Origin of the sequence: Vibrio sp. SCSIO 43086 (genome assembly GCF_051132235.1) — a bacterium.
Classification (GTDB): Bacteria; Pseudomonadota; Gammaproteobacteria; order Enterobacterales; family Vibrionaceae; genus Vibrio; species Vibrio diabolicus.
This window is the reverse complement of sequence record NZ_CP072678.1, coordinates 302,581-321,697: the sequence shown is the minus strand read 5'-3', so window position 1 is coordinate 321,697 and position 19,117 is coordinate 302,581. Positions and strand designations below refer to the sequence as shown.

The 19,117-nt window shown below is 45.5% G+C and carries 16 protein-coding genes; 5 read left to right on the top strand and 11 right to left on the bottom strand.

Annotated features, from left to right (window positions below; all coding sequences use genetic code 11):
* Positions 1 to 155 precede the first annotated feature (155 nt).
* Positions 156 to 869 (top strand): hypothetical protein, encoded by a 714-nt coding sequence (locus J8Z23_RS17685; RefSeq protein WP_046876062.1) that lies wholly within the window; start codon positions 156 to 158, stop codon positions 867 to 869.
* Between the two features lie 82 nt (positions 870 to 951).
* Here the strand turns inward: J8Z23_RS17685 and fruA are convergent, their stop codons facing one another.
* Genes fruA through fruB form a run of 3 tightly spaced genes read right to left on the bottom strand, consistent with a single transcriptional unit; the run spans position 952 to position 4,824 of the window.
* The gene (gene fruA / locus J8Z23_RS17680; protein WP_193447275.1) at positions 952 to 2,691 is read right to left on the bottom strand and encodes a PTS fructose transporter subunit IIBC; all 1,740 of its coding nucleotides are present in this window, start codon (positions 2,689 to 2,691) and stop codon (positions 952 to 954) included.
* 18 nt (positions 2,692 to 2,709) lie between these two features.
* On the bottom strand, positions 2,710 to 3,681 hold the full coding sequence (gene pfkB / locus J8Z23_RS17675; RefSeq protein ID WP_104972548.1) for a 1-phosphofructokinase: 972 nt from the start codon (positions 3,679 to 3,681) through the stop codon (positions 2,710 to 2,712).
* Positions 3,682 to 3,690: 9 nt separating this feature from the next.
* A complete protein-coding gene (fruB, locus tag J8Z23_RS17670) occupies positions 3,691 to 4,824 on the bottom strand; it encodes a fused PTS fructose transporter subunit IIA/HPr protein (RefSeq protein WP_434635626.1) in 1,134 nt (377 codons plus the stop codon).
* Between the two features lie 374 nt (positions 4,825 to 5,198).
* Here fruB and cra point away from each other — a divergent pair, with 374 nt between their 5' ends.
* The gene (cra, locus tag J8Z23_RS17665) at positions 5,199 to 6,179 is read left to right on the top strand and encodes a catabolite repressor/activator (protein ID WP_104973654.1); all 981 of its coding nucleotides are present in this window, start codon (positions 5,199 to 5,201) and stop codon (positions 6,177 to 6,179) included.
* Between the two features lie 9 nt (positions 6,180 to 6,188).
* On the opposite strand, the gene J8Z23_RS17660 is transcribed toward cra, so the two are convergent.
* Positions 6,189 to 7,142: an endonuclease/exonuclease/phosphatase family protein gene (locus J8Z23_RS17660; RefSeq protein WP_434635624.1), complete on the bottom strand. Its 954-nt coding sequence runs from the start codon at positions 7,140 to 7,142 to the stop codon at positions 6,189 to 6,191.
* Positions 7,143 to 7,368: 226 nt separating this feature from the next.
* Between J8Z23_RS17660 and J8Z23_RS17655 the strand changes: the two genes are divergently transcribed.
* Positions 7,369 to 7,902 carry an RNA-binding S4 domain-containing protein gene (locus J8Z23_RS17655; protein WP_054867581.1) on the top strand — a complete coding sequence of 178 codons (534 nt, stop codon included), beginning with the start codon at positions 7,369 to 7,371 and terminating at the stop codon, positions 7,900 to 7,902.
* 103 nt (positions 7,903 to 8,005) lie between these two features.
* Here J8Z23_RS17655 and J8Z23_RS17650 read toward each other — a convergent pair whose 3' ends face one another.
* The 7 genes from J8Z23_RS17650 to J8Z23_RS17620 form a co-directional block, all read right to left on the bottom strand.
* Positions 8,006 to 8,824, bottom strand: coding sequence for an EAL domain-containing protein (locus J8Z23_RS17650; RefSeq protein WP_317342386.1), 819 nt, complete (start codon positions 8,822 to 8,824; stop codon positions 8,006 to 8,008).
* 92 nt (positions 8,825 to 8,916) lie between these two features.
* Positions 8,917 to 9,837: an amino acid ABC transporter permease gene (locus J8Z23_RS17645; RefSeq protein WP_226420622.1), complete on the bottom strand. Its 921-nt coding sequence runs from the start codon at positions 9,835 to 9,837 to the stop codon at positions 8,917 to 8,919.
* An 81-nt stretch (positions 9,838 to 9,918) separates the two neighbouring features.
* Positions 9,919 to 10,737 (bottom strand): transporter substrate-binding domain-containing protein, encoded by an 819-nt coding sequence (locus J8Z23_RS17640; RefSeq protein WP_139060994.1) that lies wholly within the window; start codon positions 10,735 to 10,737, stop codon positions 9,919 to 9,921.
* Positions 10,738 to 10,746: 9 nt separating this feature from the next.
* A complete protein-coding gene (locus tag J8Z23_RS17635; RefSeq protein ID WP_164665605.1) occupies positions 10,747 to 11,544 on the bottom strand; it encodes an amino acid ABC transporter permease in 798 nt (265 codons plus the stop codon).
* Complete coding sequence (locus tag J8Z23_RS17630; protein ID WP_164665606.1) at positions 11,544 to 12,278, bottom strand: amino acid ABC transporter ATP-binding protein; 735 nt, start codon at positions 12,276 to 12,278, stop codon at positions 11,544 to 11,546. The genes J8Z23_RS17635 and J8Z23_RS17630 overlap by 1 nt, the downstream gene beginning before the upstream one ends.
* A gap of 170 nt (positions 12,279 to 12,448) precedes the next feature.
* Complete coding sequence (locus tag J8Z23_RS17625) at positions 12,449 to 13,096, bottom strand: lysoplasmalogenase (protein WP_164665607.1); 648 nt, start codon at positions 13,094 to 13,096, stop codon at positions 12,449 to 12,451.
* 296 nt (positions 13,097 to 13,392) lie between these two features.
* Complete coding sequence (locus J8Z23_RS17620; RefSeq protein WP_164665608.1) at positions 13,393 to 14,541, bottom strand: iron-containing alcohol dehydrogenase; 1,149 nt, start codon at positions 14,539 to 14,541, stop codon at positions 13,393 to 13,395.
* A gap of 206 nt (positions 14,542 to 14,747) precedes the next feature.
* On the opposite strand from J8Z23_RS17620, the gene J8Z23_RS17615 reads away from it, so the two are divergent.
* Together J8Z23_RS17615 and J8Z23_RS17610 are read left to right on the top strand one after the other, a co-directional pair.
* A complete protein-coding gene (locus J8Z23_RS17615) occupies positions 14,748 to 15,629 on the top strand; it encodes an AraC family transcriptional regulator (RefSeq protein WP_164665609.1) in 882 nt (293 codons plus the stop codon).
* 277 nt (positions 15,630 to 15,906) lie between these two features.
* Positions 15,907 to 19,071 (top strand): chitinase C-terminal domain-containing protein, encoded by a 3,165-nt coding sequence (locus tag J8Z23_RS17610; protein ID WP_164665610.1) that lies wholly within the window; start codon positions 15,907 to 15,909, stop codon positions 19,069 to 19,071.
* Positions 19,072 to 19,117 lie beyond the last annotated feature (46 nt).

Genomic DNA, 19,117 nt, shown 5'->3' with positions numbered 1-19,117 from the left:
AGCTTCCTGCCTAGCCCTGAAGTTTTTTTCAGGGCTTTTTTGATCTTACCAATGTACACCAATCCATTCATTTACTTGATTCTAATGATTTTCTTACGAATGCAATGCAAATCATGCGTATACTGATGGAACGATACATCAAAGAGCGAGATAACATGAACAAGCGCGTATTACACGGACTCTTCTTCGTCGGTTCTTTCACCTTGGTCGGCTGTACTACGACAGACAGTATGACTACAGAAGAGGCTAAGCAAGCCGTTCCTAAAATCAATAGCGTTAGCACTGAAGTCATCTCCAACTGGATTGATAACAAGGTTTTAGCGCCTGAAGGGCTTTCACTCGAACAAGACAATCTACGTTATATATCGGGTAGCGCCGACTTAAACAGCGATGGCAATGCAGAACACATTGTATTGCTACAAGACCGTTATTTCTGTGGCAGCGGTGGTTGTGCAGCTTATATGTTTGATAACGAGGGGAACGTTATCAATCGAATGTCTGTCACTCGCACGCCTATTGTACTTGCAGATAGTTACAGCAATGGCTGGCAAGATTTCATCGTTTGGAGTAATGGCTCATATCGACTCATGAGTTACAACGGTGAATCTTACCCGAGTAACCCTTCTTTAGAGCCAAAGGTGGATCGTGACTCAAACCAGCAGGCGGCAATTGCGAATGTAATGGCGACAGAGCTTTATCAGCAAGATGGCTATGACATTATGCCCGCTGATTCGAAAACTTTGTGGACGCCGGCCAATGTATACCACTTCACCTTTAAACATTACGGTGATCCGCATAGTACTTATAAAGCGACGGTGGATATGAACAGTGGGGAAGTAGACATTGTTGCCGTTCCGGCTGCGGAATAAAAAACACCTCCCTTAACCGGAATTAAAGGGAGGTGCTGAATGCCAAATTCGAGGGTGGCATTGTTAAGCGGAGTAATTCTGTTTATGCCGCGACTTCTTGTTTGGCTTCTGCTTTGCTTTTTAAGAAAGCGTAAGTAAAGCCAGTTACTGCTGTACCAGCTGCGATGGCCACTAAGTACATTAACACTGGTGAAATGGCGTTAGGGATTAACAGTACGAACAGACCGCCGTGTGGTGCCATTAATTTTGCACCGAACAGCATGGATAGGGCACCAGTAAGCGCGCCACCTGCCATACAAGATGGAATCACACGCATTGGATCTTTGGCGGCAAATGGAATTGCGCCTTCAGAGATGAAACACAGGCCCAATACAAAAGATGCTTTACCTGCCTCACGTTCATTTTGTTCAAATTTGTTCTTCGCAATGAAGGTCGCTAAACCCATACCTAACGCAGGAACCATACCTGCTGCCATGATTGCTGCCATTGGCGCGTAAGTTTGCGAAGCCAATAGACCGACGCCAAATGCGTAAGCGGCTTTGTTTACTGGGCCACCTAGGTCGAAACACATCATCGCACCAAGGATAATACCTAGCAGAACTGCACTGTCAGATCCCATGTTGTTTAGGAAGTCAGTTAGGCCGTTCATGATGCCTGAGACTGGGCCACCTACGATGTAGATCATCACAAGGCCAGTGAACAGTGTTGCTACAAATGGAATGATCAGAATTGGTTTAAGCGCTTCCATCGATTGTGGGAGTTTTACTTTGTCCGCAAGGAGCTTCGCTGCATAACCGGCAATGAAGCCAGCTGCGATACCTCCTAGGAAACCAGCACCCGTTGAACTTGCCAGCATACCGCCAACAAGACCAGGAGCCAGACCCGGACGGTCAGCAATTGAGAACGCGATGTAACCCGCAAGAACAGGAATCATCAATGCGAATGCAGAGCCACCACCAATGTTCATCAACGCTGCTGCTAGCGTGCCTTCTTCTTTAAATGCTTCAATACCAAACACGAACGATAGGGCGATGATCAAACCACCAGCGACAACCACAGGCAGCATGTGCGATACCCCTGTCATCAAGTGTTTGTAAGCGCCTTTCTTCTCGTCTGCTGCCGAAGCAGAATTTGCAGAACCTGAATGTTGGTAAATCGTGGCTTGCTCGAATGCTTTGTCCATCTCTTCGGCTGTTTTCTTCAGAGCTGGGCCTGTTTTCGTGCGGTACATCTTTTTGCCGTTGAAGCGATCAAGTGGCACTTCGATATCGGCAGCAATGATCACTAGATCAGCGTCTGCGATGTCTTGATCTGTCAGTTGGTTTTTCGCACCAACTGAACCACGAGTTTCCACCTTGATTTGATGGCCACGGCGTTTGCCTTCTTCTTCTAGCGCTTCTGCTGCCATAAAGGTATGCGCAACGCCAGTAGGACAAGCGGTGATTGCGACAATTTTCTTCGCTGCTGATGTTGCTTCTGGAGTGATAGGGGCTGCAAGTGTGGTTGCTTTTTCAAGTAAAGTGGCGTTTTCAACCGCTTGCTGGAGAAACGCAGTTGCGTCTTTTGCTACTTCGCTGATTTCCGCTTGGTAAACCTTTTTCCCTACGAAACGAGAAGTATCCACGCTAGTATTTGCCGCAATGATAATGACTTCTGCTTTTTCAACGTCAGCTTCCGTCAGCAGTGTAGGTTCAACCACACTTGATTGACATTCGATTTTTGCATTCCAGGTTAATTTTGCGGCTGCTTGTTCTAGTAACCCTGCCGCAAGGATGCTATTTGCAACACCGCTCGGACAGGCAGTAATAATGGCAATATTCATACGATAACCTTCTGTTCCTTAGTTTTGTTCTAAGTTTGTAATAGGGTAAAGCTCGCTAACTTCAGTTTGCTGCTTGATGTTCTCCAGTTCTTCCTGACTGGTTAGCCCTACGCCGACTTGACTAACTGCCAAGGCAGAAAGTGCTGTAGCGAAGCGCAATAAATCGTTTTTCGGCATCAGTTGCATGTGACCCCAACACAAGCCAGCAACTAGCGTATCGCCAGCGCCAACGGTGCTTACTACATTCATTCGAGGGGGTTGTGCACGAAGCCATTTGCCTTGGTTTAGCCACATCACACCGTCAGCGCCCATCGACACAACAATGTTCTCGATGCCTTTGTCACTCAGTGTTTGCGCGGCGGCTTGGCATTGTTCTGGTGTTTCTAGGTGTTCGCCAACAAAATCACCAAGTTCTTCATCGTTAGGCTTAATCAACCATGGGTGAGCCTCAATACCTGATTTCAATGCGGCTTTACTGCTGTCGAACAACACCTTTTTGCCTTGTTGATGCAGTGCTTTTATCCACGCAGCACATTGTTCGGCGGTTACGCCACCAGGTAAGCTACCCGCAAGCACAAAGTAATCGTGAGTCTCTGCGAGACGGAATAGCGTCTCCTCAAAGCGAGCAATTTCGTCAGCCGTTACTTGAACACCAGGGAAGTTAATGTCACTAACGTTGCCACTAGCCTCAACGAGCTTGACGTTGATACGAGTGGCACCTTGTACTTCTACAAACTCATTCTTAACGCCGATGTCATTGAAAAGCTGATGGAATAGCTCAGGGTTATCTTTACCAAGAAAGCCGGTAACCGTGACATCTGCGCCTAAATCGCTCAACACTTTTGCTACGTTGACACCTTTACCTGCAGCATGGAGATTGCTTTGCTGCACTAGGCTCACGGAACCAACGTTTAGCTCATTTACTGAACCTGTTAAATCTAATGCCGGGTTGAGCGTAATAGTGACAACTTTACTTGTTTTGTTCGTCATATCGGCTCCTTAACCTTCACCAAGGCCAGAAGCGATAGCATTCCCGATAGACTCCAAGGCTTGCGGTGCATCAGGGCCTTCCGCAGTAAATTGAAGTTGGTGACCGTGCTTAACGCCAAGCGCAATGACTTTCATTAGGCTCTTCGCGTTTACTGTTTTGCCATCACCGTCTAGGTTGGCAACGCGAATAGTGGATTCAAATTTTTTCGCTTCCGCCACTAACATTGCACCCGGACGAGCATGTAAACCATGAGAGTTTTTGATTTTAAATACAGCGGTATTGCCTTCTTCTGAGGATGCGGCTGTGACTTCTTCACCTTTAAATAAAGCAAGAATCTGTTCTACTGATGCATCTAAAAGCTTGCCGTGCTCATTGTTAAACACGATATTAGAAAGCGTTTTTAGGATAGGCTGGTGAGCATTGTTACATGCCGCAAACGCGACAAGTGCACGCACTTTTTGACCTTCATATTCGCAGTCGTTTGCCGTCGAGACAAATGACACGCCTGTGCGAGTTACATGTTTGTCACTGCCAATTAACCAAAGGCCATTACCTAAGTGAGTTGGTGTTTTGGTAACGAGATCTGCGACGAACTCGTTATCAGCACAGCCCGTGTTTTTCAAAAGACCACCAGCAACAGCACTCATTTGTAGCATATCGCTCGCAGGGAACATAAGTTGAATTAAAGAAGCGTCAAAGTCTGCTTCAAGCTGAACATCACCGTGGAGCAGGGCAATAATCTCGTCTTCATTTTTTGCATTACGTAGGTGTTCTTCTACGCCGTCAGCGCCTAGCACTTTCGTTAGCTGTTTAAGAATGCCAAGGTGCTCATCAGATTTAGCTGCAATGCCGATAGCGACGAATACCGTGTTACCATCACCCCAGTCGACACCTTGTGGAAAGTGGTGCACAGCAACACCCGTTGTTTTCACCATTGAGCGAGTGTCAGTCGTGCCGTGCGGGATGGCAATACCGTTCCCCAAAAACGTAGAGTTTTGGTTTTCACGGTTTAGCATGCCTTCCACATAACCTTGTTCAACAAGGCCTTTGTCTGTCAGGCTTTGCGCAATATTCTTGATTGCTGCAAACTTATCTGTCGCTGATTGCGAGAGGGTAATGTCGTTCTTATTTAGCTTAAGCATGGTGCTTCTCCAGCCTTAAGGTATCAATTTAAAAATGTATTCTGTGTGAGAAGTTGAACGCTGCTTCTGCTGAGCGCTTATCACTCCTCAAACCATTCTATTTTTCAAGCTAAATCGATTCAGCTTATTGGTAAATTTTTTAAAAGACTCAGAAAAACTATTTTAAAAACTGACGTTAACAAACGAGTCTTTGCCGCTGTCCTATAGCCTAGCCTACAAATTGGTTTGTTGTGTATTCAGGTGATTTACGTCAATTTTTAAGTTTTGCTGAATCCTTTCAGCTTTTATACTGAATCGGTTCAGCTTATAATTCAACTTATCGAAAGATCGTTGATGTATTAATATGATCGCGCGCACAGAATAAGGTTTAGAATATGACACTGGATGAAATAGCCAAATTAGCGGGTGTTTCTAAGACAACTGCAAGCTATGTGATTAACGGAAAAGCGCAGAAATACCGCATCAGCGAGAAGACTCAGAAGAAAGTGATGGCCGTTGTAGAGGAATACAATTATAAGCCAGATCATGCGGCGTCTTCTTTGCGAGCAGGTAATTCACGCTCATTTGGGCTTATCATCCCAGACTTAGAGAACACCAGTTATGCGCGTCTTGCAAAACTGATTGAACAAAACTCGCGTAAAGCGGGGTACCAAATTTTAATTGGCTGCTCTGATGATGATCCTGATACAGAGCAAAAGGTGGCGGAAGCGTTAGTCAGTCGTCGCATTGATGCGTTATTTGTGGCAAGTGGTATGCCCACTGCAAACGAGTATTATCTTAAGTTGCAAAATTCTGGTACGCCAGTTATCGCGCTAGACCGCCCAATGGATGATGAGCACTTTTGTTGTGTCATCAGCGAAGATTTTGACGCCGCACTTGAACTCACTCAGTCAGTACTGTCCGAGGATATAAAGTCCATAGGCTTGATTGGAGCGTTGCAAGACCTTCAAGTTTCAAAAGAGCGTGAGCTCGGTTTTATATCCGCTTCTCAACAAGGTGGCAAAACGGCAACAGTGGGTTATGGACAACACTTCTCCCGAGAAGAAGGCAAGAAAGTCTTAGAGAGATGGCTAGCAGAGAACGAGCTGCCAGATGCCATTGTCACAACGTCATACACACTGTTAGAAGGTGTGTTGGATGTGATGCTCGAAAAGCCAGAACTCATGAGCAAAGTTCGCCTAGCGACGTTTGGTGATAATCGACTGCTGGACTTCTTGCCAGTGAAAATCAACTCTTTACCTCAACAATTTGAGTTGATCGCGGACAGCGCAATGGAGTTAGCGCTCAACGCTTCCGCCAAACGTTATAAACCGGGTGTTGAGTTGATTCCACGTAAAATTGTTAAACGTCACTAAACAGGTTACTCAAAGCTTTACTTCAGCCGTCAGCGCCACAAATGCGTGGTCGCTGGCGTTTTTATCTCTGTCATAAATCGGGTTGATCAGATGTTGGTTAGACACCTGATAATCAACAACCTCGGCAACCGATATATCTGATAAGGTGTCAAACTCTTGAGAGAGCAGGATATAGTCGAGCACATTCCCAGTGGAAAAATGATAATGCGTAGCGGGGCGTTCATCCTTCAGAGCGTCACTTTGTAATGACCATCCATCTTTGAGTTGCAATTCAGTGACGCTGTCACCAGCATTGGATACCAATGCGCTATTAACACTGGTTAGAGTGATAGGTTGATTCATATCACCCATTAACACCGTTGGCATTGGCTCCTTTCTATACCTTTTTTGCATCGCGTCTCTTAACATCGCAGCTTCCCAACCTCTTTGCTGGGTGGATAACCAGCGCCCAATAATCGTGCTAGACGTTTCTGGTTGTTCTGAGTCGGCTGGGCGTTGAGATTTTAGGTGCGTCACGTAAACGGCGATATGACCGAGTACAGGATGTATGACTTGGGCATAGATAGGTTTTCGACTGAACTCTGGAGCAACACTTACTCCAAAAGGCTCAAGCGTTGCTAAGTCAAATTCTACAGCTTGTACTTTTTCGATTGGAAACCGAGATGCGATTGCCACAACAGGGCTTGAGTAAATGTACTCATCCTCTACATGTGGGGTGTCAACGGTCGCAAAGTAGGGGTAGCCGATGGTTGAAAAGAATGCGCGAGTTTGCTCAATACTGAACACCTCTTGTAAGCCAATCACGTCAGCTTCCAGTTTTTCAATTTGGCGTTGCGTCCAAGCAAGTTTGTCTTGCCATTGCTCTAACGAGTAGATGTTTTCGAAATCATAGTAGGCATCAGGAGGTGCGACAAAATTAAACAAGTTAGCCGTGACAAAGGTAATTCTGCTTGGTTGAGACAAAGTATTCGCTCTTTTCAACAATAACTTGAAGAGTATATACCTTCAGACTGCGTAATTGCAGCTTCGTTTGAACCAAGCCTCGACATACAAGCTAACGAGCAGCAAGTTAAATGGGTTAAGAGGTACTCAAATGCCAAGGCTAATCGGTGATTGAGCATCGGCAGAGGTTTCTATTTTTAAGCATTGCGTTTAAACTTCAGGGCATCAAATAGTAAGAGTAAGTAACATGACCCAAGATTACGACCACGAAGAGTATTTAGAAGGCGAAGAGATTGAGATCGAAGCGATTGGCATCGACGTTGATGCGCATCCGATCGAACTGTACAAGCTTTTTAAAATCGCGAACTTGGTCAGCGGTGGCGGCGAAGCAAAGCATATCATCGAAGAAGGTTACGTCGCGGTGAATGGTGAGCTAGAAACACGTAAGCGCCGCAAGATGTATGATGGTGACTTTTTTGAGTTTAACCAGGAATATTATGTTGTGGTTTGCGATGCGCCAGTAACTGAACCTGAAACGGCAGAGCAAAAAGCGGAAAAGAAAGCGAAGAAAGAAGCGCAATCTGCACGTAAAGAGAAATCTCGCCAAAGCAAGCCAGCTAAAGGCTCTGGACCTAAGTCAACAGGCCGAAAAGCAGCGCATAAAGAGCGTAAAGCACAACAAAACGCGCTGTCGCAATCGGCGAAGAAAGGTAAGAAAGCTGAAAAGCCGCAAGCGACTCGTGACCCCAAGAGCGGACGTAACTCTATTGACTTTTTCTAAGCAAATTAATACCTAGCTAGGCATGTCATCGCCAAGCAAAACCCAAAAGCGCCGAGTATATATCGGCGCTTTTTTGGTTTTACTGTATCGTAAGGGGGCAGTGTCAATGTAGTGTCGTCTCAATGTTTAGGCTATCGGTCCAGTGATGAATGGCGCAAGGCTTACCTAAGTAAAAGCCTTGGTAATAATCCAAATCAAGTTGATACATCGCTTGCAGCTGCACGTCTTCTTCTACCCCTTCTATGATCACTTTTGCTCCCATATGAGCCGCGAGCTCAACGGCGCTATGTATGGAAAAGGTTTCTCCGGCGCAGTAATCAAGTAGATAGGAGCGATCGATTTTTATGATGTCAGGGCAGAGCTGCTGAACACGTGCGATATCAGAATGTTGAGCGCCAAAATCATCGATAGCAAAGATAAAGCCATTCGCTCTCATTAACTGCACGGCTTTGATCAGTAAATCAGTATCACCGCATGACTCTTCGACTACTTCAAACACCACGTCTGATGGGCTCATACCAAGGTCGGAAAGGCGCTTGTAAAGCAGGCCGTTGTCTTTAAAGCCCATGTCTTTGGTTAGGGTGAGTAGGGTTTGAGGCATGACATTGAGAAACAGTTTGATAGGCGTTCCTGCGAAACAGCGTGCAAAATTTCGAATGTGCATTGCTCTGGATAAAAACTCAACACACAATCGAAAGTAGGGATCGAGGCCATTGTTGGCCAGAAATACATCAGGACGAATTAACGAACCATCAATGCCACGAATTCGCAGTAGAGCTTCCATTCCAATAATACGCTGGTGCTTATCAAAAATCGGCTGATAAACACTGTGAAAAGTGAATTGATTGAGAACTACGTAATATTCACCAAGATTATCTTGCTTAATGTATCGCTCGTAGTCCGATTGATTCTTTAACTCCATGAAAAACGCCGAAAATTTAGCATCTTTTCAATGTAACAGGATGCAATTCTGATTTGAAGATTCAAATGTGTCTAATTACATATACGGTTGAGTTAATTTGAAATGGATTCCGATTTTGCTTCAATGTAGCGAAAAATAAGTGACAACCCGAAACAAATCAAAAAGTAAGCAAGGCCGACAATGAGCCAAATTTCAAAGATATACCCTGATGAATTTGCCATTTCGGTACCAACAAACGTCATTTCTTGTATCGAGATCAGTGAAACGATAGAGGTGTCTTTCACTAGAGAGATGGTTTGACCTGCAAGTGCTGGGGTGATGACTTTGAGCACTTGCGGTGCGATAACGAATCGGTATTTCACCCACCGAGACAAGCCCAATGAATCTGCCGCTTCCCACTGTCCTTGGTCGATACTTTGTAAACCTGCACGCACCACTTCTGCAACGTAGGCAGAAGAGAGTAGGCCGACGCATAACACGCCAGAGGCAAGATTTTCCCAAAGGTTATAAGGCCCAAAAAGAAAGCTCTGTAGCGCATTTGGTTCGCTGTTATAGTTTCGTAGAATATCTTCCAAACCGAGTAATGGGATCAATTGGTTGGAAATGAAAAAGTAGAAGATGAAAACAAACACCAGCGGCGGAATGTTTCTCACCAATTGGATAAACGCATTAGCAGGTGTGCGCAACCAAACGGAGCGAGAGAAGCGCGCTAAGCCTAGCAACGTGCCAAGCACTAACGCGAAGCTGATGCCCCAAATACTGAGCCTTAACGTCGAAATCAAACCTTGGAAGAAGTAAGGCAAACCACCATCGGCTCTTGGCGTAAAAAGTAGTTCAAACGCCTCTTTCCACTGCCACAAATAATGTACACCAACAGTGGAGCGATGGTACAGCCAAACGCCACCAATACCACAGATAATAAGCAGTACCCAATCTAGCGTGTTTAACCGCGATAGAAAGGAACCTGTGTTGGAATTAGTGGGTACTGTGCGAGTGGTGGTTTGTTCGCCCAAAAATTTGACTCCGATAGATGATGAAAAAGTAAAATGGATGATTGGAAAGTATAGGCTCGCGAAGACCACGAGCCATTTATATTACTGGCCTCGCGCGACTTGATCTTGCCAATCTAATGTCGAGAACCAGTATTCATAACGCTGTTTTAACCATCCATCTTGGGTTCTTTCTTCAATCCATTTATTGAAAAAGGCTTTTTTATCTTCTTCTCCTAGGCGAACCGCAAAGGCTTCGTTACCTTTTGAGAGTCGCTCGGAGAATGGAAGGAATAGTTTGTCGCTGTGTTTCACTGTCTCATGTTCTGGTTTTGGGCTAGAAGCAATGACCGCGTGGGCGTTACCATTCAGCACCTCTTGGAACGCTTGCGCGTCATCATCAAATTGCAGAATCTTCGCTTTCGGGAAGGTTTCTCTGGCGACTTGAACGGTGAATGCGCCGCGACGGGCCGCTATTTTTACGCGTCGTGAGTCAAAGTCCGAAAACTCGCTAAAACCAGAAGCCAGTTTTTTATTTGCTGCTACTTGAACACCGGAGTGTGAATAGGGTTCAGTAAACAACACGCTTTTGGAACGCTCGGGCGTGACCGACATGCCACCGATGATCACGTCGAACTTTTTCGCCAGTAGTGCGGGAATAATGCCATCCCACGCGGTCGGTACAAATTCCACTTTCAAACCTGAATCTTCTGCTAAGCGTTTGGCAACATCGATTTCAAAACCGATTAACTCACCTTGCTTGTTGCGCATTGCCCAAGGTACAAATGTTGACATACCAACGCGCAAAGTGCCTCGTTCCTTGATTTGATCTACGTTGGGTGTGGCAGCTTCTTCTTTCGCGATTGTAGGCATAGCGATGGCTAGCCCTAATAATGCAGTAATGGTCGCTTTGAATAATTTCATGTTATCTCCTTATAATTTGCGCCAACTGGCTCCGAGTTTGTGTTCTAGCCATGCAGACAAGCCAGAAAGTGATAGAGTGAGAGCAAGATAAATAGCTGCCACGGTAAACCAAATTTCAAACGGCATCGCCGTCTCAGAGACGATGTTGCGTGCCTGTGTTGTTAAATCAAAAATCGCCATCACGCTTACAATGGAAGAGTTTTTGATCAAAGAAACCACTTCATTGGTCAATGGCGGTAATGTGCGCTGTAAAACCTGAGGCAAAATCACGTCTTTGTAAGTGTAAAACGGTGATAACCCGAGTGTTTGTGCTGCTTCGAATTGCCCTTTAGGAATACTGTTTAAACCTGCGCGGAATATTTCTGCAGTGTAAGCACCTTGGAAAAGGGACAAAGCCAAAACGGCGGTGCTGAATCGGTCCAAACCAATCACGGGGCCAAACACGAAGTAGAGCAAATAGATTTGCACCAACAACGGCGTGTTACGTATGACCTCGACATAAGTGGTGCCAATAACATTGCCGACTTTCGAATCGCTAAGCCTTAGTGCCGCGGTGACCAACCCCAACACTAAGGTGAAGAATAGACTAATGGCCGAGATGTTAAGCGTGACCAACAGCCCATCGATAAGTTCTGCCGGCCACCATTCGCCATCTTCATAAAAAGCGATGTAATCAGGTACGCGCTCCCATTGCCATTGATACCCCATAGCGTCGGCACCAGAGTCTAACACCCACACAATCGCGATGAAGAGGAGCGTCATTTGTAGTAAAGCTTGAAGGACAGGTTTGATTACGCGAACTATCATCAGTAACTTAAAATTTGGTTCAAAAATGCTTGGGTTCGTGGATGCTGTGGTGTCTCAAATAAGGCGATCGGTGAGTTCATTTCCACGATTTGGCCTTCATCCATAAATACCACGCGGTTCGCTACTTCTTTGGCAAATCCCATTTCGTGCGTGACGCAAATCATCGTCATTCCGCTTTGTGCCAGCTCAACCATGACATCCAACACTTCATTGATCATTTCCGGATCAAGCGCCGAAGTTGGTTCGTCAAACAAGAGCAAGTCCGGTTCCATACATAAGGAACGGGCAATCGCGACGCGTTGCTGCTGACCGCCAGAAAGCTGGATAGGGTACTTACTCGCTTGCTCTTCAATATTGACTCGTTTGAGGTAATGTCGTGCGCGTTTTTCAGCTTCTTGTTTTGACAATTTGAGTGTGCGAATCGGCGCTAAGGTAAGGTTTTCCAGTACAGTCAAATGAGGAAAAAGGTGGAAGTGCTGGAACACCATGCCGATTTTACCGGGCTTGAGAGATTTTGCATGAGAAGGCTGGTCGAACACGTAAAGTTGGCCTTCTTGAATCGATTCAAGATGGTTGATGCAACGAATGAGCGTTGATTTTCCTGAACCAGAAGGGCCACACACAACGACGATCTCGCCAGAATGCACGGAGAAGTTGATATCTTTTAGAGCGTGGTAATCGCCATACCACTTGTTTACGTTGCTAAATTCAACGACGGGAGTGTTCTCTTTCAAAGGGGCACGCTATAAAGGAAAAATATCCTTCTACAATAGCAAGTTGTGCGCATTATTTCATTAAGAACAAGCTTATATTCAGGTTCTAAAATTAAGAACTTGCTCACTTTAGTGTTTGATAAAGTAATGTTTTAGGAATTAGACACAGAGGCTATTACTAATAATGCAGTTCAACTGAGATACGTATAACGAACAACGATGGCAACAACAGACATCACCATCAATGTTTGTGCGGAATAGTAGGTCACCATGACGACTTGTCGCGAAAATACGGATCGTCCCCCGAAGCGTTCAAAAGCTAAGACGGTACCAGAAACGATGAAGATAAAGCTTCCGAGCACTGCAAATGAGGACGATTGTGTTTTTCCACTCAAATAATACTCGATAGCAGCCCAACACATGGTCATCAATACCAATATGTAGCTGGCAACCGGGAGCTTTTCTTGACCAAGGTCCGGTCGAAACAACCAATAGAAACATACACCGAGTCCAAATAAAGCAATAGGGAGCCAAGGCGTAAAATGCCAAGCGGACATGATGGTAAAACCGTAGCTATAGGAAAGATGGGCAGAGCAGAAGAGCACTAATCCGGTAATAAACTTATCTCTAGGGAGCATTAATAGTAGATCACCAAGCAACGAGAGCGATAAGCCAATCAAAATCCAATGCGTATATGGCATATGATAGGCAGGAGACTGGATTAAAATTCCTAACATACAGAGCACTGGTAATGGTTTGGATACGTAGAAAAGCCACTTCGGACCTTTACGGATACTGATGATATGTATGAATGCTAATACGACAACAACTAGCCACATAAAATGGATTCTCGAACAGACAAGCTAATGTAGTGGATAACTACAACAAATAAAAGGTCCATTAAATGAGTAAGTTAGACCTTTGAATTCAATTTTATTTTTGTTTGTGTAAAGCTGGACAGTTGTCTCTTTACTGACCTACACGATCAATGAGTTTGTAGGGATTAATCGTTATTTTGAGGAGTTCCCGAACTTGAACGTGATGAAGCTTACAAAATAGCATAAAAAAACGGTATTGTGACCGTTAAGTCACAATACCGTTAAACCCTAGAAAGGGCGGTGAACTGTTTTTGCTGTTAGGCAACAGCGAGTTCTAAAATTTCACGACTACGTTCAAGAGTAATCGCCTGGTTTTCACCGAGAACGGTCATTCCGTGTTTACTGAGTTGTTCGATGATGGCATCGATCGCTTGTTCACGACTTTCACCATAGTTTTCTAGCTTAGTTGCGACATCAAGTTGATGATAAAACGCTTCGATCGCTTCGATGGTACGTTCAGCAAGATCGTCTCCAGCTTCAAGTCCAAATACGTTGCGACCCATTTGCTCTAGTTTAGGACGTTTAAATTGCATTTGGTTGCGAAGTAGCGATGGTTGGACGATTGCAAGAGAACGTGCATGATCGACGCCCCATAGAGCCGTTAATTCATGGCCGATCATATGTGTCGCCCAGTCTTGTGGAACGCCACTACCAATTAACCCGTTCAATGCTTGGTTAGCAGACCACATTAAGTTTGCGCGCCACATATCGTCGTCTCGCTCGGCAAACTGTTCTCCGAGTGTTTTTAAGGTTTTCAGCAGTGTTTCTGCATAGCCATCTTGAACCATTGCGCCAGTAGGAAGCGTCAAGTATTGCTCACATACGTGCACCCATGCGTCAACAATGCCGTTGATCAACTGGCGTTCTGGCAATGTTTTCATTACATCCGGGTCTAACACCGCAAATTTAGGCTGTACTGCTGGAGACATGAACGGAAGTTTGTCTTGAGTTTCTTTTTTAGTGATAACTGCGCCCATGTTTGACTCTGAGCCTGTTGCTGGCAGTGTCAAAATTGCAGCTAGAGGCGTCGCTTCAGTGACTTGGTGTTTACCAATCATGATATCCCAGCCATCACCATCATACTTAGATGCTGCTGCTACGTATTTAGAGCCATCAATGACTGAACCACCACCTACAGCAAGAATAAAGTCAACACCATGTTCTTTTACCATTGCGACCGCTTTATCGAGCGTCTCTTTGGTTGGGTTGGGTTCAACACCAGAAAACTCTAGCCATTCATGTCCCTCTAGTGCTTCTGAGACTTGGTCGTACACGCCATTCTTTTTAATTGAGCCACCGCCGTATACCACTAAAACTTTTTGGTCGGATGGGATAGCTTCTTTGATTGCAGCGATTTGTTTTTGACCAAAGAAAATCTTGGTTGGGTTTACATAAGAAAAGTTCATTATTAGCCCTCTTGCTTCCAGTAAAGGAGATTGAATACGTGCATATTAGTCCTGATTAACGTTCGTTAATAGGTCGATTTCTGCAAATAATCTGCCTATTTCTACAAAATTGATGCTCTTGAGCTAGAAAGTTAAAGTCGAGAGGAAGTATAGTGCACGAAATGATAATAGAGACCAAACTCGTTGGTCATTGATGGAGCGCTCTAATGCACACTCTCGCAGATATCATGCAGCAATATGTTGAAAAGCAGGGACTGCATGACTTAGAAGGTATGAAGAAAACCGCAATAGATGGCGTATGGTTTTATCGCAGTAGCAAAGGAAATCATCGCCAGCCGTTTGTCTATCAGTCTGGCATTATTGTATTAGGTCAAGGACATAAGAACATTCATATCGGTGATACACCTGTCCAATATGGGCCTGATGATTACCTTGTCGTAGGAGTTCCCATGCCCCTGGAGTGCGAAGCGTTTGCGACAAACAATGAGCCTTTACTTGGCATCTCGATAGATATTTCGCCAACGCTTCTTCATAAGCTTGTTAAAAAACTTGAGGCTGAGAAATTCAGTAATAAGTGCCTGGACACTACCCGTTGCGGCCTTAAATCGGTACACATGAGCGAAGGTATGCTGGATGCATGCAAGCGACTAATGAGCGCGTTGTGTAATGAGCTGGATGTTGTCATGCTCGGTGATCTACTTCTTGAGGAAATTGTTTATCGCACTTTGGTAAGCAAAGAAGGGTATGTTTTATTTGACTTAGCACACCAAGAAGGCTCTTACGCGAGGGTCGCTAAAGCACTGAATCGTGTTCATCAAGCGTACCATGAACAGTTGAGCGTACAAACATTGGCAGAAGAAGCCAATATGAGTGTGTCTGCTTTCCATCAAGCTTTTCGCAATGTCACGCTTGAATCTCCGTTGCAATACATTAAGAAAGTTCGACTTAATAAAGCGCGCGAGTTAATCCAGTTGGAGGGGCGACGTGTTAATGATGCCGCGAGACTGGTCGGGTACACGAGCCCATCACAGTTTAGTCGCGAGTACAAGCGACATTTTAATGAAACGCCAAGGTCAACAAAGGCTTAGTGATCTTTATTTCAAAATAACGACTTTTTTTGCCTTTTTTATTAATTTGCGAGTGACATATTTATTTGATTTATAAAATTAGTTACTGGTGCCAAATAATAGGTACGTTGTTGCAAGCATTTAGTGGATTGTTGCGAGGCGGTGTGGAAAACTCGTAAATAGATAGTGTGAAATCACCAACTTGTACTTAAGTTATTTTACGTCGAAATAAAAGTATAAGTGCGCTTTGTTTAGCGCATTTAGTATTGTTTTAACAATAACTTAAGGAAGAGCGATTATGCACCTTAAAAACGGCAACGCAGTGAAAAGCGTGTTCACACTAAGCACTCTCACCGCTTCTTGTCTTATGGCCTTCAATAGCTACGCAGCGGTTGACTGTGCCCCTCTAGAAACTTGGCAATCATCAAAAGTTTATAACGGTGGTGACCAAGTTCAACATGAAGGTAATGCTTACAAAGCACGTTACTGGACGCAAAACAGTAACCCAGCGCAATCTGGTGAGTGGGGCGAGTGGGAAACACTTGGCGCATGTGATGGCACTGGACCGGTTGCTCCACCTCAGAATGAAGTCCCGACTGTTACTCTGACATCGCCTTCTGCGTCGGCTTCTGTGACTGCGGGGGATGTTGTTAACCTAGCTGCAGATGCATCAGATACCGATGGAACCGTTAGCAAAGTAGAATTCTTTGTTGATGGCGTATTAGTTGGTCAGGCAACGTCTGCGCCTTATGCTGCGTCATGGACAGCGACTGAAGGCCAGCACGAATTCTCTACTAAGGCGTATGATGATGCAGGTGCAGTGAGCACAGCAAGTGCTGTGACGTTAACTGTGGCACCAGCACAACCTGGTAACGAAGCGCCGACAGTGGATGTTGCACTTTCTGTGACTTCTATTGACTTGGGTGGCTCCGTCACACTGACTGCGAATGCCGCAGATGCGGATGGCACCGTTGCTAAAGTTGATTTCTATGTGGCGGGTGTCCTTGCTGGCACCGCAACAACTGCGCCATACACGCTTGATGTAACGCCTTCACAAGCTGGTTCGCTAAGTGTTTATGCGAGAGCAACCGATGATGCCGGAGCAACAGCAGATTCTGCACTTGCGACGTTAACGGTAAACGGTGGCGCGGTGACATCTAACTGTCGCCCTGATGGCTTGTATCAAACAACGGGTGTAGACGTTCCTTACTGTTCTATTTATGACGAAGAAGGTCGCGAGAAAATGGGCGCCGATCACCCACGTCGTGTGATTGGTTACTTTACTAGCTGGCGCGCAGGTGAGGACCCTCAATCTACTTACCTTGTTAAAGATATTCCTTGGGAGCAACTTACTCACATTAACTACGCGTTTGTGAGCATTGGTTCTGATGGTAAAGTAAACGTTGGTGACGTTAATGACCCTAACAACCCAGCTACGGGTAAAACTTGGCCTGGCGTTGAGGTAGATCCTGCTCTTGGCTTTAAAGGTCACTTTGGTGCGCTAGCGACTTACAAGCAAAAACATGATGTTAAAACGCTAATCTCTATCGGTGGTTGGGCTGAAACGGGCGGTCACTTCGATACGAACGGCAATCGTGTAGCTGATGGTGGCTTCTACACCATGACGACGAATGCGGACGGTTCTATTAACCATGCAGGCATCGAGAAGTTCGCAACTTCAGCCGTTGAAATGATGCGTCAGTACAAGTTCGATGGTCTGGATATCGACTATGAATACCCGACATCAATGGCTGGTGCTGGTAACCCTTACGACAAAGACTTCATGGAACCGCGTCGTCAGTATCTATGGGCGTCTTACCAAGAGCTGATGAAAGTATTGCGTGAGAAACTTGATGCGGCATCCGCGCAAGATGGCATTCATTATATGCTGACTATCGCAGCACCATCTTCAGGTTACCTACTGCGTGGTATGGAAACCTTCGATGTAACTAAGTACCTAGACTACGTAAACATCATGTCTTACGACTTGCATGGGGCTTGGAATGATCACGTTGGTCACAACGCAGCATTATTCGATACAGGTAAAGACTCGGAGCTAGCGCAGTGGAACGTATACGGCACTGCTGCATACGGTGGTATCGGTTACTTGAACACAGACTGGGCTTACCACTATTTCCGTGGTTCTATGCCAGCAGGTCGTATCAACATCGGTGTTCCTTACTACACCCGTGGTTGGCAAGGTGTTACTGGTGGTGAAAATGGTCTGTGGGGCCGAGCTGCACTGCCAAACCAAGCTGAGTGTCAACCAGGTACCGGTGAAGGGGAGAAAAACAACTGTGGTCACGGTGCTATTGGTATCGACAACATGTGGCACGATACAGACCCTAAAGGCAACGAAATGGGCGCTGGCTCTAACCCAATGTGGCATGCGAAGAACCTAGAAAATGGTATCTGGGGCTCTTACGCAGCCGCGTACGGTCTTGATCCAGTTAACGATCCTTCGGATAAGTTTGTTGGTACATATACACGTCATTACGATAGCGTTGCTGTAGCGCCTTGGTTGTGGAACGCAGAGAAGAGCGTGTTCCTATCTACGGAAGATAAAGCTTCTATCGAAGTGAAAGCTGATTACGTTATCGATAAAGAAATCGGCGGTATAATGTTCTGGGAACTGGCAGGTGACTACAACTGTTACGTACTGGATGCAAATGGTAATCGTACGGCAGTAGATGCAACTGAACAAGCTTGTGCGGCTGGTAATGGTGAGTACCATATGGGTAACACTATGACCAAAGCTATCTACGACAAGTTTAAGTCTGCAACACCTTACGGCAATAAAGTCGCGACGGGTCCAACACCAACAGAAGCGGTAGACATTGCAGTCAGCGTTGGCGGCTTTAAGGTTGGCGACCAAAACTACCCAATTAATCCGAAGATCACGTTTACGAACAACACTGGTCAAGCGATCCCTGGTGGTACTGAATTCCAGTTTGATATCCCGGTATCAGCTCCTGATAACGCGAAAGATCAATCAGGTGGCGGTTTGAAAGTCATTGCTTCTGGACATACTCGTGCAAACAACATCGGTGGCTTAGATGGCGTAATGCACCGCGTATCGTTCTCTCTACCTGCTTGGAAAGATTTACCTGCGGGCGGTACTTACGAGCTTGATATGGTTTACTACCTACCAATCTCTGGTCCGGCTAACTACTCAGTGATTTCTGGTGGTAAAGAGTTTGCGTTCAAGTTTGAACAGCCAGAACTACCAATTGGCGACCTAAATGCAGGCTCGGGTGATGGTGGTACTACTGAACCAGGTACGTGTGATACGACAGGTTTAGTGACATACCCAGCTCTACCACAAACGGATTGGGCTGGTAACCCAAGCCACGCTAACCAAGGTGATAAGATCATCCACAACGGTGTGGTTTACCAAGCGAACTGGTGGACAGCGGCTGAGCCGGGCACAGATGGTAGCTGGTCAACTGTATGTAACATCTAATTATTATGTATTATTTGTTATAGCCTAACGTTAATAGGCACTTAAG

Excerpts from the sequence above, each read along its gene's own strand:
- J8Z23_RS17685 (WP_046876062.1), top strand. The coding sequence starts at position 156 with ATGAACAAGCGCGTATTACACGGACTCTTCTTCGTCGGTTCTTTCACC.
- fruA (WP_193447275.1), bottom strand. The coding sequence starts at position 2,691 with ATGAATATTGCCATTATTACTGCCTGTCCGAGCGGTGTTGCAAATAGC.
- pfkB (WP_104972548.1), bottom strand. The coding sequence starts at position 3,681 with ATGACGAACAAAACAAGTAAAGTTGTCACTATTACGCTCAACCCGGCA.
- fruB (WP_434635626.1), bottom strand. The coding sequence starts at position 4,824 with ATGCTTAAGCTAAATAAGAACGACATTACCCTCTCGCAATCAGCGACA.
- cra (WP_104973654.1), top strand. The coding sequence starts at position 5,199 with ATGACACTGGATGAAATAGCCAAATTAGCGGGTGTTTCTAAGACAACT.
- J8Z23_RS17655 (WP_054867581.1), top strand. The coding sequence starts at position 7,369 with ATGACCCAAGATTACGACCACGAAGAGTATTTAGAAGGCGAAGAGATT.
- J8Z23_RS17650 (WP_317342386.1), bottom strand. The coding sequence starts at position 8,824 with ATGGAGTTAAAGAATCAATCGGACTACGAGCGATACATTAAGCAAGAT.
- J8Z23_RS17640 (WP_139060994.1), bottom strand. The coding sequence starts at position 10,737 with ATGAAATTATTCAAAGCGACCATTACTGCATTATTAGGGCTAGCCATC.
- J8Z23_RS17635 (WP_164665605.1), bottom strand. The coding sequence starts at position 11,544 with ATGATAGTTCGCGTAATCAAACCTGTCCTTCAAGCTTTACTACAAATG.
- J8Z23_RS17625 (WP_164665607.1), bottom strand. The coding sequence starts at position 13,096 with ATGTGGCTAGTTGTTGTCGTATTAGCATTCATACATATCATCAGTATC.
- J8Z23_RS17620 (WP_164665608.1), bottom strand. The coding sequence starts at position 14,541 with ATGAACTTTTCTTATGTAAACCCAACCAAGATTTTCTTTGGTCAAAAA.
- J8Z23_RS17615 (WP_164665609.1), top strand. The coding sequence starts at position 14,748 with ATGCACACTCTCGCAGATATCATGCAGCAATATGTTGAAAAGCAGGGA.
- J8Z23_RS17610 (WP_164665610.1), top strand. The coding sequence starts at position 15,907 with ATGCACCTTAAAAACGGCAACGCAGTGAAAAGCGTGTTCACACTAAGC.